The following is a 12,587-nucleotide window of genomic DNA, read 5'->3' as shown; positions in this document are numbered from 1 at the left end:
GCCCGCAACGCCCTGACCTGCGGCTCCACCCGGCATCACGCATGCCGGGGCCCGGCATATGACGTAGAATCGACGGATGATTTTTATTGTCGTGAAATTCCCCGTAAAGCCCGAGTACGTCGAGGAATGGCGTACCCACGTCGACGCGTTCACCGAGGCCACCCGCGCCGAGCCTGGCAACCTCTGGTTCGAGTGGTCCCGCAGCCTGGAGGACCCGAACACCTTCGTCCTGGTGGAGGCGTTCCAGGACGACGCGGCCGAGGCGCACGTGAACTCCGACCACTTCCGTGCCGGCCTGGAGACGATGCGTCCGATGCTGCGGCACACGCCGGAGATCGTGAGCACCGTGATCGAGGGTGCGACCGGCTGGAGCGCGATGGGCGAGCTGAACCTCGACTGACCTCGCGCCGAACTGCCGCGCCGGGGGCTCCCCTTGTGGAGAGCCCCCGGCGGTCGGGTGGTTACCTGTTCGGGGCGAGCGCCGCGTCGGGGTCCGCCACGGGCTGCGGAGCGTCCGCCGGCGCCGTGACCTCGCGGTCGTCACCCTCCCGCCAGGACGCCAGGCCCGCGGCGAAGCGGGGCCAGACGAGGAGAACGACGGGGTAGATGAGGTAGCCGATGCGGGTGGCCGGGGACAGCACGATGGCCAGGATCAGCCCCATCGACAGCCGGTTGGCAGCCGCGACGGTGGTGCGCGGCGGGCGGACCAGCAGCGAGATGCCCACGCCGAGCGCGCTCAGCGCGATGAGTACGACGGTGACCGCCTTGCCGTTCGGCACCAGCGACACGATCAGGCTGCCGAGCAGCGGGCTCTGGGCGGACGACGCCGCGGAGCCGAGGCCCAGCGGGTAGAGCACGACGTTCTGGTAGAACGCGCCGCCGTCCACGAGGGCCACGGGTATCGCGGAGATGACCGCGAGTCCTATGGAGCCCAGTGCGCACTTGACCGCGGCGCGCTTGCCGCGGGTGACCGCGAACATGATGACGAGGACCGGAATGGCGGGCCAGGCCGTCCACTTCAGTGCCGCCGCCGCTCCCAGGGCCAGGCCCGCACGGCCCGCGTCGCCCCGGTGTGCGAAGGCGAGGGCCAGGCACAGCAGCCCGATGACCGGCGGGTCCACGCCGCCGATGGCGAGGGGCAGCGAGACCAGCGGGCAGGCGATCAGCCACAGGAGACCGAGGCCCCCGGTCATGCCGCCGCCCACGTTCTCGTTCAGGCCGAGCGAGCCGCTCTTGGAGCCCTTCGCCAGTACCCGCACGGCGCAGATCGCCGCCGCGAGGAAGCCGAGCAGGAACCACAGCCGTGCGCTGCCGAGCGGGGTGTCGCCGAACAGCATGTGCGGGATCCCGAAGAGGGTCATCCCGGGCAGGTAGGGGTTGAAGTCGGCGACGATGTGCGGCGTGGCGTTGTACGGGGTTCCGGAGGAGAAGAGCAGGTCCGCACCCCGCTCGACGACTCCGACCTCCATCTGTTCCTTGCTGATCACCGTGAGGTACAGCAGGGGCATGACAGCCGCACCGATGAGGGAGATCACTGCGGGGATGCGCGCCCACGGCTTCGCCGACTTCAGGGCGACCAGGGCGGCGACGAGGTAGCCGGCCGCCGCGCAGATGCCCCATGCCTGCTGCGAGGTGTCGGGCGGGGAGGAGAGCCCCACCGCGAGCGACGAGACCGCGCAGACCAGCAGCACCGGCCAGTCCCACCGCCGGCCACCGCCGGCGGGCTTCGCGGACGGGTCGGCGTCCGAGCGCCGCTTCTGAGCAGGAATCAGCATCAGGCGTCGACCCCTTGGCGGGTCAGGTGCCTGTCGGTGTGGGGGGTACGATCGCCGGAGCGCGTGAGGCCGCGACCGTGAGGTGAACCGGGTGCGGTGTGGGAGGGATGGCGCTGGATCATAGTATGACTATACACGTCGTGTATAGAGCCGCCGCCCTGTGCCCCTTGCGCTGCCCGCACACCCCCCGAAGACCGGCCCGGCACCCCTTCTCACCCGGCCCGACGCGGCAGCCACTCACCCCAACTCCCGCTCCCCGCCAAGCAGTTGAGCCTACGGACGACCATGCCGCCCGGCCCCCTGTGGCGTTCGTCTCACCACCGCCATGACCGCCCACCGGACCTCCCCCACCGCCGCCCCGAGAGGCAGTACCCCCGATCGGCCCCTAGCGTGAGGAGTGGATCGGCTACTTCCCTCGATGCCGCCATGAGGTGATCGGTATGAACGGGACCGGAGGACGGAGCGAGCAGGGTGCAGCCGGGGCACGCGGCCGTACGACCATCGCGGGCACGGTCGTCGAGAAGATCGCGTACTTCACCGCACGGGACGTCGACGGCGTGCACGCACTCGGCAGCGGTCTTTCGCGTTCGGTCGGTGCCCTGCGCCAGCGCGTTCCCGGGGGCGCCACACCCACCCACGGCGTGAAGGTCGACGTGGGCGAGAAGCAGACGGCGATCGATCTGGATCTCGTCGTCGCGTACGGCGAGCCCATCACCGAGGTGGCGGTGGCCGTACGGAAGAGCGTCATTTCCGCCGTCGAGCGGATGACCGGCCTTGAGGTCGTGGAGGTCAACATCGCCGTCAGCGATGTGAAGCTCCCCGAGGAGGAGGAAGCGCCCGAGGAGGAACGGGGCTCCGGGCAGCGGGTGGCCTAGAACCCGACCGTCGGGGTGCTACGACCTGCGGCGGGGCTTGCCGCGTTTGCCGCCCTTGGGGCCGCCGGAGCCGCCGCGGGGGTTCCGGGCAGCCGGCTTGCCCGCGGGCTTCGCGCGGGTGCCGCCGGACTCGGGACGCTTGTGCTTGGGCTGCTGGGCCTGGGCTTGCGTACGGCCGCGTGAGCTGTTGACGGTCCGGCCGCGGACGATCCCGATGAAGTCCTCCACCAGGTCGGTGGTCTCGGCCTCCGGCCAGGACAGCGCGACGCGGGACTCTGGCACACCGGAGACCGGCCGGTAGGTGAGGTCCTTGCGGTGGTGCAGGCGGGCGAGCGACTGCGGGACGACGAGGAGGCCCACGCCGGCCGCCACCAGTTCGATGGCGTCCGCCGTCGTCGCCGGGCGCTCGGCGGCGGGCCGACCCGGCGGGTGTTCCCAGTCGAGGGTGTCGTCGAGGGGGTGCAGCACCAGCTCGTCGGCCAGGTCGTCCGCGGTGATCTCGTCGACCGCCGCGACGATGTGGTCCTTCGGGACCACGACCACCGTCGTCTCGGTGTAGAGGGGGATCGCGCTGAGGTCGGTCCTGTCGATCGGCAGCCGGACGAAGCCCGCGTCGGCGGCGCCGGACCGCAGTACCTCGCCCGCGTCGGCGGCGGGCACCGCGGTCAGGGTCAGCGGGATGCCGGGCAGTCGCTCGTTCCAGATCCGCACCCACTTGGTGGGCGTCACTCCCGGGACATACGCCAGCCGGAACGAAGGGGATGCTTCCGAGCCTGTCACCCCGCCAGGTTACCGGTCGTGGTCAGCGGTAGCGCACACGCTCGATACCCTTGACAGCATGACGTCGCACCAGAGCACCCAAACCATGAAGCCCGCCACCGCGGCGAAGAAGCTGGGTGTGTACCTCCAAGCCACCCCCGCCGAGTTCCAGGAGGGTGTGGTCTCGCGCACCGAGCTGAACGCGCTGCAGACCGATCCGCCCGAGTGGCTGCGGGAGCTGCGACGCAACGGGCCGCATCCCCGGCCGGTGGTCGCGGCGAAGCTCGGTGTCTCCATCGCGGGCCTCGCCCGTGGCGGGGTCACCGAAGCCCTCACCACGGAGCAGATCGACGCGCTCAAGCAGGAAGGCCCCGAGTGGCTCCAGCGGGAGCGCGCCACCCAGGCCGAGGTCCGCAAGGAAACGCAGCGGATCAAGGAGAAGCAGGAAGAGAAGAAGGCGAAGGACGCGGCGCGCGGCGAGTAACCGCCGCACCACGTTCCCGGTCTGTTTTCTCTCGGCGTCGGCCGTGTCCCTGGCGGGGCACGGCCGACGCCGTTCTCAGGCGCTCTTCCAGCGGATCCGGGTGCCGCACAGCGCCACGACGACGGCCGATGCGGCGACGGCGGCCAGCCCCCACACCAGACCGGCGGCGTTCGCGAGGAAGCCGATGAGCGGTGGCCCCGCCAGCAGGCCCGTCGTTCCCATGGCGGCGACCAGTGTCAGCGCGTCGGAGCCCTGTCCCGCCGCGGCCACGTAGACACACGGGGTGACGGCCGCGATGCCCAGGCCGACGCAGGCGAACCCGATCAGGGCGGGGACCACGCCGCCGGACAGCAGGGCGAGCGCGAGACCGGCGCCGGCCAGGGTGCTGCCGACCCGCACGACGCGTCCGTCGCCCCACCGGCTGCGCCAGCCGTCGGCGAACAGACGGGCCAGGACCATCATTCCGGAGACCACGGCGATGCCCATGGGCGCCAGTTCCGCCGATGCCTTGGCGACGTCCTTCAGGTAGAGCGCCGACCAGTCGTTCATGGCGCCTTCGGTGATGGTGCCGAAGGCCATGGCGCAGCACATCCACAGCGTCATACGGGACGGCAGGGTCAGGCCGCCGCGGCTCCTGCGTTCCTTTTCCGTGCCGGGCCGGTCGTCGGCGGGCCGGTCATCGGTCAGCAGTCCAGGTCCCGCGCAGACGGCGAGGAGCAGCAGGATGACGGCGGCGACGCCGAAGTGCGCGGTCACGGCCGAGGTGACCGTGTTCATTCCGGAGGCGAGGAGGGCGGCGCACAGTGACCCACCGCTGAACGCCGCGTGCAGTTTGGCCATGGCGTTGCGCTGGTGGGCGGCTTCGAGCGCGGCGCCCTGGGCGTTCATCGCGACGTTCAGGCAGCCGACCAGGATGCCGTCGGCGCACATGATCGCCAGGGCGGTCGGGTAGTTCGGCGCGAGGGCCAGCGCGAGGAGCAGTACGGCGAGGCCGAGCGCCGACAGGAGGGCGAGGCGGCGTGAGCCGAGCCGGCGCATCAGCACCGCGACCAGGGGGAAGGACACCGCGGCGCCCACACCCGCGGCCATCAGGAACAGGCCCACATCCGCTGCGGTCAGGCCGAGGTGTGCCTTGAGCGCGGGGAGCCTCGATGCCCAGGTGGCGTACTGGAATCCGAGGGAACAGAACAGTGCGGTGATCGCCACCTGCGCGCGGCGGAAGGGATCGTCGAGGCGGAGCATGAGTGCCGTCAGCCCATTTCGTCTTGCGATGACGAGCCGCGCGGCGCGACGCCGGCCGGCTTCGGTTTCGCGGCTCGGTATGCCGGTATCGCCCGGCACATGTAGACGGCGTCGGTGCCGTAACTCTTCGGTGGTGCGGTGTCGTTCCGGGGCAGGAATCCGTTCGCCGACCAGAAGGGCGCGCTGCCTGCCACGGCGACCAGGGACATCTGCCGGTATCCGTGTGCCATGGCCGTCGCGGTGAGGTGGCGCAGCAGGTGCTGTGCCAGGCCCCGGCCGCGGAAGTCCTCCGCGATGACGAGATCGTGCAGATGCAGATTGCGCGAAGCGAAGGTGAGGTCCTCGGTCCTGGTCAGGTCCGGGTACCGGAACATCGGGTACGGCAGCGCCAACAGGTAGCCCGCCGGGCGCTTTTCGCGGTGCAGCACGAAACAGGTGTCAGGGGAGGCGCGGGCCCTGGATTCCAGCGCGGCGCGGTCCTCCGACAGTCCGATGGCGCCGTAGGCACGGGATTCCATGGCCACGATGGCGTCCCAGTCGTCCGGGGATATGTGCCGTATCCGCACGTCCTGGCTCATTTACCGGATGCCTTTCGTGGGAGTGCCGGGCCGTGGGTGCTGGTGGGGCGGGCCGTTGTGTGCGCCGTCCCTTCCGCGGATGCAGTGGACCGGGAGGGGACGGAATCCGTTGAAGCCCTGTGTCGTGTAGCTGGTGGCGTAGGCGCCGCAGGACAGCACCCATACGGGATCGCCGGACGCGAGCGCTTCGGGTACCTGGACCAGGCCGTGCTCGTGTGCGTACGCGTCGTCGCTGTCGCAGGTGGGGCCCGCGACGACGGCGGGGACGGTGGCGCTGTCCTGGTGTGAGGGGAACACCAGGCGGTACTGCAACGCGTCCATTTCGTAGAGGCCGTTGAACTTTCCGCAGCTGAGGTAGAGCCAGTGCCTGCGTTCACCGTTCCGTTGCTGTCGCGCGGTCAGCCGGGACACGTGTGCCCGGATGAAGCCGTGGTCGGCGACGAGGTAGCGGCCGGGTTCCACCAGGAATTGCAGGTCGTGTCCCGGTATTTCCCCGAGGTACTGCATTCCCTCCCTGATCACCGCGAATATCTTGTCGATCGGCGGGTCCAGCGGCCTGCCGTGTTTGTCGAGGTATCCGATGGCGGGCAGACCGCCGCCCAGATTGACGTGGTCGAGGGATATTCCCCGCCGGTGCAGTTCCGTGAGGACGTCGGCGAGCCGCTCGAAGGCGTGCCGCCAGGCTTCGGCCGTCATCTGCTGGGAGCCGACGTGGACGGAGAGTCCCGACGGTGTGAGTCCTGTGTCGCGGGCCGTTTCCAGGACGCGTACCGCGTCGGCGGCCGAGCATCCGTATTTGTTGCTGAGGCCCCAGAGCGCGCCGTCGCCGTCGGTTGCCAGTCGGCAGAACACCCGGGCGCCGGGCGCGTGAACGGACAGTGCCGTGACGTCTTCCCGGCTGTCGGTGGCGAAATCCCGGATGCCGAGGCGGTGGGCGTCGGCGATGTTCCGGTCGGATTTGATGGTGTTGCCGTAGTGGATACGGTCGGCCGGCACTCCGGTCTTCAGAGCCTGGGCGATCTCGTCGGGTCCTGCCGCGTCGAATCCGGAGCCGATCCGTGCCAGGCGGTCCATCACCTCGTCGACGGGGCAGGCTTTCATCGCGAACCGGACGGATACGCCGGGCAGTTCGCGCCGCAGGGTCGCGTAGCTTTCCTCGATTCCGGTGAGGTCGAAGAGGATCCGGTCGTCGGTGGCGGCTGCCAGGGCCGCGTGCATGCGCGGGTTGCCCGGCCTCATCGACGGTCTCGGCCGTGCTGCCGTGCGGCGGGGCGGGGGTCGGTGACCTTGCTCGCGGCCATCAGCGGTTCCCATGCCTCGATCAGCAGGGCGAAGTCCTCCATGTCGTGCCTGGCTTCGTCGAGGAGTCGCGCGCGGCGGGCCGGCAGGGTTCCGGCGAATGCGGCGTATCTTCCGCCGAGTTTCCGGTAGGACCGTTCGAGGCTTTCCAGTCGCCTGACGTTCTCCGCCGGGTCCAACAGGGCGCTTTCCCTGACCATTTCGGCGATGGCCAGGGGGCGTACCCGGTGCCGGTCGTCGAGGAGGGACGCGCGGGCCTCCGCCATCCTGTCGTAGACGTGATGGAAATAGAGCATGGACAGGACGAATTTCGCGTACCGCAGGTGGTAGGCGAGGAATCCCTGATCGGTCCGGCGTTCCCGGGTGTAGAAATTCACGATGTTGCGGTTGTGCAGCACGCCGGGCAGCGTGGCGTCCTGGACGAGGTGCATGAGGAAGTAGTCGCTGCCGATGGTGTCGGTCGCGGGCGGCAGCGGTATCTGTTCGTGCACCTGCTGGAAACTGATGTTGCACATGTCCACCCGCATCGGGTCGACGAGAGCCAGGGTCGTGTGGTCGTCGGTGAACGTTTCCGAGCCGGCTCCGCGGAAGGACTCGTCGACGAGTTCCCGCTTCGCCTCGTCGGTCCAGTTCTCGGGGGCCCACAGGCTGACCACGTCGTGGTAGACGTCGCGGTCGAGCCGGTACATCTCGCCGATGTCCACGGAGAGTTCGCCCACGAAGGAACTCCCCACCATGGCCACCGGTTTGTCCGCGTGTTCCGGGGCGAGCGCGTTCTCGGTGACGCCGTGCGCCGCTTCGGCCGCGCGCTTTCCGATGGAGGTGAGTTCCTGGTGGACGGGGAAGACGGGTGCGCCGTTCACGACCTGGTAGCGGCTGTCCGAATCCCTGCGGTGCAGGGACCGGCACCCCAGCGCGGCTCCGATCAGGAATGCGCGATTGGTGCAGGCGCCGTAGGACACCCCGTCCGGGAGCATGAGGTCGAGTATCAGCTCGGGTTTCGGGAGGCCGGCGTGGCGGATGACCCGCTGGAGGAAGTCCCGCTGGTCCGCCTCGCCGAGGTGGTGCACGTGCACCCGCGGCACCGCGGGAATGCCGCGTGCGGCCTGCGCGTGCTCCGCGAATACGGGCCCTTCGGTGGAGTCGAGTATCAGCAGGTGGACCTCGACGCCGAAGTGTCCGGCCGCGTAGGCCGCCTCTTCGCCGATGGCCGATATCGTCGCGGCGCAGGCCCTGTTGGTGGGAAGGGTCAGACAGATTCGGCGCATGCCCCAGCTCCGGTTGCCTCTTCGGGTTCCGTACCGTTCCAGGATTCGAGGCCCAGCAGCCTGGCCCCGAGGTCGTTCAGCTCGGCGGTGCCGTAACGCAGCGATTCGGGTTTCTCGGCGTCGCCGAGCAGCGTCGCGTTCCATTCCGGCGTGAGGAGATGGCGCCAGGAATCGACCCGGGAGCGCCGCAGTTCCTCGTGGGTCTCCAGCGCCGGCATCATCGAGAGGTACTGGACCGCGCGCACGCCGTCCCGTGAGGTGTTGGGGGCCACTCCGTGCGCCAGCAGGCCGTTCCAGATCAGCAGATCGCCGGCCTCCAATTCGGGCTGCACCACGGGCATTTCCGTCCGGTCGAAGCGGGGTCTTATCGGATCCCGGCCGTCCGGCTGGAGTGCTTTCCAGCGGTCGAATTGGCGGAAGAGTTCGGGTGCGCACTGGAATCCGCCGTGGTCCGGTGCGGTGTCGTTGAGGGCGATGATGCCCTGAACGCGCTGCGGCAGTATGCCGAGTGTGGTGTCGATGTCCCAGTGCAGTGCGATGTCGAAGCCCCGCTCCGTCGCCGGGATCAGCGCGCGGTCACGGTTCTTGACATTGGGCGGGTTCAGATTGAGCCGGTCCAGGGTGACCCAGAGCTGCTCGCAATCCCACACATCGACGAATGCGTCGTAGACCCGCCGGGTCTGGCGGCTGTCCCACAGGAGTTGGTGGTGGTACGCCTCGACGAAGCCGTAGATGTGGAGTTCCCTGTCGAGGTCCGACCGGAAGGGACGGTCCTGGTACCAGGTGTCGGGGCGCCCCGGGTCGAGTTGCTGGAATTCCCAGGTGAATTCCAGGAGTCGCGCCGCGGCGGAAGGCGTTATCGCCCGCTTCACCACGACGTAGCCGTAGGTCTGCCAGAAGGCGAAATCCTCGTCGGACAGCACGCGTAGCGGCCGGGTTTTCCGGAGGTCGCGCAGGGGTGTCCGTGCCAGGTAGGTGTCGCCGTCCGAGCTGAAATACGGGATGTCCGATGGACTTCGGTGCAGGTAGCTGTCGGGTGCCGGCATGCGTGCGCTCCATGGCTCGAAGTGACCTGTGGCTGGTCGGATCGCCCCGTGCCGCCGCCGTGCGGGAGCGCGTCAGCGGGGTGGGGGTCATACGGGACCGGCGCGGAGAAGGCTGTGGTGCGCCGGCCGGTGCCCATGCCGTCGCAGGCATGGCGCAGTCACAGGTGGCCGTTGGTGAGGGAGTGGTTTCGGGCAGCGGTAAGAGTCGTGCCGGAGTAGGAGGGCTGGTACGCCGCATCCGCCCCTTGCGTCACTCGCGTCCCACCAAAATGGACTAGACCAACTTCCGCTGTCAACACCGGATTCGGCGGCCACGGACGACCGGGGCGCGATCCCGGGCCACCACGCCCCGCGGGCACCCGCACCGCCCTCAAGGCGTCTTGACACCACTGATTGGCCTAGGCCAATATCCCTTGGTCTGTACCAATCCGCCCCTGTGATCGATGTGTCGGCACTATCCGGAAGGCCAGTCGATGTCCTCCAGCAAGCACAGCAAGGTGTTGCGACGGCTCGCCCTCTCCGTCCTGCAGCCGGGATTCGTGGGCACACAGGCGCCGGACTGGGTACTGCGGGCCATCGGTGACGGCCTGTCATCCGTCGCGTTGTTCACCCGCAACATCAGCAACCCCGAGCAGGTCGCCCGGCTGACCGCGCAACTCCGGGCGGCGAACCCGGCGTTGATCGTCGCCATCGACGAGGAGGCCGGGGACGTCACCCGGATGGAATCCGCCACCGGCTCGTCCCGGCCGGGCAACTTCGCCCTCGGCGCCGTCGACGACACCGAGCTGACCGAGGCCGTCGCCCACGACCTGGGGCGTCAGCTGCACGCCGCCGGGGTGAGCCTCGACTACGCGCCCAGCGTGGACGTCAACTCCAACCCCGACAACCCCGTCATCGGCGTCCGGTCCTTCGGCGTGGACACCACCGTGGTCTCCCGGCACACCACCGCATGGATACGGGGCCTGCAGTCCGCCGGTGTCGGCGCCTGCGCCAAGCACTTTCCCGGCCACGGCGACGTCGCCGTCGACTCCCACCACGGGCTGCCCAGCTACGACGCCGGAATCGACGAGATCATCGCGCAGGCGCTGCCCCCGTTCCGGGCCGCCCTGGACGCCGGGGTGCGCGCGGTCATGAGCGGCCACCTCCTCGTGCCCGCCTACGACCCGGACCTGCCCGCCACCCTCAGCCCCCGCATCCTCAACGACCTGCTCCGCAAGGAACTCGGGTTCGACGGGCTGATCGTCACCGACGCCATCGAGATGGGCGCCGTCGCCGACCGGTACGGCATCGGCGGCGCCGCGGTGAAGGCCATCGCCGCCGGCGCCGACGCCATCTGCGTCGGCGGGGAGAACGCCGATGAGGCGACCGCCGAACTCCTCGTCGGCGCGCTCGTCGACGCCGTGACCTCCGGGGACCTCGCCGAAGGGCGCCTCGCCGAAGCGGCCGACCGGGTCCGGGACTTCGCCGGCTGGTCGACCCACCTGGCGCAGGCCGTACCGGCCGACCCGGTCAGCGGCGACATCGGCTTCGTCGCCGCCCGGCGCGCCATCCGGCTGAGCGGCTCGGTGCGCGAATCCCTCCCGCTGGCCGCCCCGCCGCACGTGGTGGAGCTGGTGCCCGCCACCAACCTCGCCATCGGCAAGGAGACTCCGTGGGGTGTCGGTGCCCCCCTGCGCGAGCGGCTGCCAGGAACGACCTTCGTCCGGGTGCATCACGAGGACTGGACGACCCGGCCCGCCGTCCTGGAGGAGCACGCACTGGCGCCCGCTTCGGGCCGTCCGGTGGTGGTCGTCGTCCGGGACGCCGCCCGGCACGCGTGGATGGGCCGCGCCCTCGCCGACCTCACCACGGCACGTCCCGACGCGATCGTGGTGGAGATGGGCCTGCCCGGCGCCGCCGCTCCCGGCGCGGTCCAGATCTTCACGCACGGCGCCACCGCGGCCTCCGGCGTCGCGGCGGCCGAGGTGCTGGCCGGCCCTCGGTAACACGAGGGGCCGGTCCCCTCACCGGCCCCGATCCCCGCCCCTTCCGCCGGAGTTGGAGCCGCCGCGGCTGATGCGCCCCGGGTGCGCCCTGCACCCGGCGTCCGACATCCGGCGTCCGGCGTCCGGCGTCGGCAGGTTTTTCGTACCGCCCGGTGGAAGGGCGCGCCACGGCACCGTCAGGATGCGGGTCGTCCGCGCGCGCCCGGCGCTCAGCACCGTCCGCCGGGCCGTGGGCCGGTCCCGCCGTACTCCGGCGGCCGTGCGGGCGTGCCCCGCGCCGCTCCCCCGGCTCCCCCATGGCCGCTCCGCCGCCCTCCCCGTGGCAGGGAATCCCTATCAGGGCGTAGCCATTACCGTCTCGACGCCCGCGCGGGCGGCTGCTTCAATCACAGGTATGGATGCAGTGCGACACCCCCTCACGCGGCGACGTCACGTCGACCTCGCGCGGGTGTGCAGCGCCTCCTGTCGACCCTGCCGCTGAGCCCTTCCGGGTGCGCTCGCCCCGCCTCGTACGCAGGTACCCGCCGGTGTCCGGCGCCCTGTGACGCCTCCGTGGCGCCCTGCCGAGCCGCCCCGCACGCGCCGCGTCATCCGTGACGCCGGCCCGCCGTGCCACCGGGCGCCGCACCGCATCCGCGGAACTGCCGCCCGCCTCCTTCACGTCTCCGCTCACCGGCCCTCTGGCCGCGTACGCAAAGGATTTCCGCCATGGCCACCGTCCTGACCCTGACCGGCAGCGCCTCCGCCCCCGGCTCCTCCCGCACCGCGCGTCTCGTCCAGCACCTGGGCCGCGAACTGACCGCCCAGGGCCACCAGGTGCACGGCCTCGACGTCCGCACGCTGCCCGCCGACGCGCTCCTCGCCGCCGACACCTCGCACCCCGCGGTCGCCGACGCCGTCGCGCTCGTCGAGGGCGCCGACGCGCTGCTGGTCGGCACGCCCGTCTACAAGGCCGCCTACTCGGGGGTGCTCAAGACCTTCCTCGATCTGCTGCCGCAGTACGCGCTGCGCGGCAAGAGCGTCCTGCCGCTGGCCACCGGCGGCTCCCCGGCCCACGTCCTCGCCGTCGACTACGCGCTGCGGCCGGTCCTCACCTCGCTCGGCGCCGACGTCGCCCAGGGCTGGTTCGTCCTGGACCGCCACATCACGGCCGCCGACGACGGCACCGTCTCCCTCACACCCGACGCGGACGCCGGCCTGGCACCGGTCGTCGGCCGCTGGCGGGACGCGCTCGCGAAGCCGCAGCGGCTCGCCGCGGCCTGAAGGCCATCGGCTT

Annotated in this window: 12 protein-coding genes; 5 read left to right on the top strand and 7 right to left on the bottom strand. The window is 70.5% G+C overall.

What is annotated here, in order from left to right:
* Positions 1–76 precede the first annotated feature (76 nt).
* On the top strand, positions 77–400 hold the full coding sequence (locus ACIBK8_RS07330; protein ID WP_399040627.1) for a putative quinol monooxygenase: 324 nt from the start codon (positions 77–79) through the stop codon (positions 398–400).
* Between the two features lie 61 nt (positions 401–461).
* On the opposite strand, the gene ACIBK8_RS07325 is transcribed toward ACIBK8_RS07330, so the two are convergent.
* Positions 462–1,775 (bottom strand): glycosyltransferase 87 family protein, encoded by a 1,314-nt coding sequence (locus ACIBK8_RS07325; protein WP_399040626.1) that lies wholly within the window; start codon positions 1,773–1,775, stop codon positions 462–464.
* A gap of 440 nt (positions 1,776–2,215) precedes the next feature.
* Between ACIBK8_RS07325 and ACIBK8_RS07320 the strand changes: the two genes are divergently transcribed.
* Entirely contained in the window at positions 2,216–2,650 is a 435-nt protein-coding gene (locus ACIBK8_RS07320) for an Asp23/Gls24 family envelope stress response protein (RefSeq protein ID WP_399040625.1), read from the top strand.
* A gap of 18 nt (positions 2,651–2,668) precedes the next feature.
* Here ACIBK8_RS07320 and ACIBK8_RS07315 read toward each other — a convergent pair whose 3' ends face one another.
* Positions 2,669–3,430: a LysR family substrate-binding domain-containing protein gene (locus tag ACIBK8_RS07315; RefSeq protein WP_399040624.1), complete on the bottom strand. Its 762-nt coding sequence runs from the start codon at positions 3,428–3,430 to the stop codon at positions 2,669–2,671.
* A gap of 58 nt (positions 3,431–3,488) precedes the next feature.
* Between ACIBK8_RS07315 and ACIBK8_RS07310 the strand changes: the two genes are divergently transcribed.
* On the top strand, positions 3,489–3,893 hold the full coding sequence (locus ACIBK8_RS07310) for a DUF5997 family protein (RefSeq protein ID WP_393681219.1): 405 nt from the start codon (positions 3,489–3,491) through the stop codon (positions 3,891–3,893).
* Positions 3,894–3,968: 75 nt separating this feature from the next.
* Here ACIBK8_RS07310 and ACIBK8_RS07305 read toward each other — a convergent pair whose 3' ends face one another.
* From ACIBK8_RS07305 to ACIBK8_RS07285, 5 genes are read right to left on the bottom strand one after another with little or no spacing between them, the layout of a single operon-like run.
* Positions 3,969–5,135 (bottom strand): MFS transporter, encoded by a 1,167-nt coding sequence (locus tag ACIBK8_RS07305; RefSeq protein WP_399040623.1) that lies wholly within the window; start codon positions 5,133–5,135, stop codon positions 3,969–3,971.
* Between the two features lie 8 nt (positions 5,136–5,143).
* Entirely contained in the window at positions 5,144–5,713 is a 570-nt protein-coding gene (locus ACIBK8_RS07300) for a GNAT family N-acetyltransferase (RefSeq protein WP_399040622.1), read from the bottom strand.
* Entirely contained in the window at positions 5,714–6,931 is a 1,218-nt protein-coding gene (locus ACIBK8_RS07295; protein WP_399040621.1) for a type III PLP-dependent enzyme, read from the bottom strand.
* Positions 6,932–6,948: 17 nt separating this feature from the next.
* Positions 6,949–8,280: a DUF6271 family protein gene (locus ACIBK8_RS07290; RefSeq protein ID WP_399040620.1), complete on the bottom strand. Its 1,332-nt coding sequence runs from the start codon at positions 8,278–8,280 to the stop codon at positions 6,949–6,951.
* On the bottom strand, positions 8,262–9,326 hold the full coding sequence (locus tag ACIBK8_RS07285) for a phytanoyl-CoA dioxygenase family protein (protein ID WP_399040619.1): 1,065 nt from the start codon (positions 9,324–9,326) through the stop codon (positions 8,262–8,264). Before ACIBK8_RS07285 ends, ACIBK8_RS07290 begins: the two co-directional genes overlap by 19 nt.
* Before the next feature lie 473 nt (positions 9,327–9,799).
* Here ACIBK8_RS07285 and ACIBK8_RS07280 point away from each other — a divergent pair, with 473 nt between their 5' ends.
* Together ACIBK8_RS07280 and ssuE are read left to right on the top strand one after the other, a co-directional pair.
* Positions 9,800–11,311, top strand: a complete 1,512-nt coding sequence (locus ACIBK8_RS07280) for a glycoside hydrolase family 3 protein (protein WP_399040618.1) — start codon at positions 9,800–9,802, stop codon at positions 11,309–11,311.
* Positions 11,312–12,019: 708 nt separating this feature from the next.
* The gene (gene ssuE, locus ACIBK8_RS07275) at positions 12,020–12,574 is read left to right on the top strand and encodes an NADPH-dependent FMN reductase (RefSeq protein ID WP_399040617.1); all 555 of its coding nucleotides are present in this window, start codon (positions 12,020–12,022) and stop codon (positions 12,572–12,574) included.
* Positions 12,575–12,587 lie beyond the last annotated feature (13 nt).

The sequence above is a fragment of the Streptomyces sp. NPDC050161 genome (genome assembly GCF_044460025.1).
In the GTDB taxonomy this organism is placed as follows: domain Bacteria; phylum Actinomycetota; class Actinomycetes; order Streptomycetales; family Streptomycetaceae; genus Streptomyces.
The sequence above is the reverse complement of the archived record's forward strand: the minus strand, read 5'-3'. Positions and strand labels throughout refer to the sequence as shown.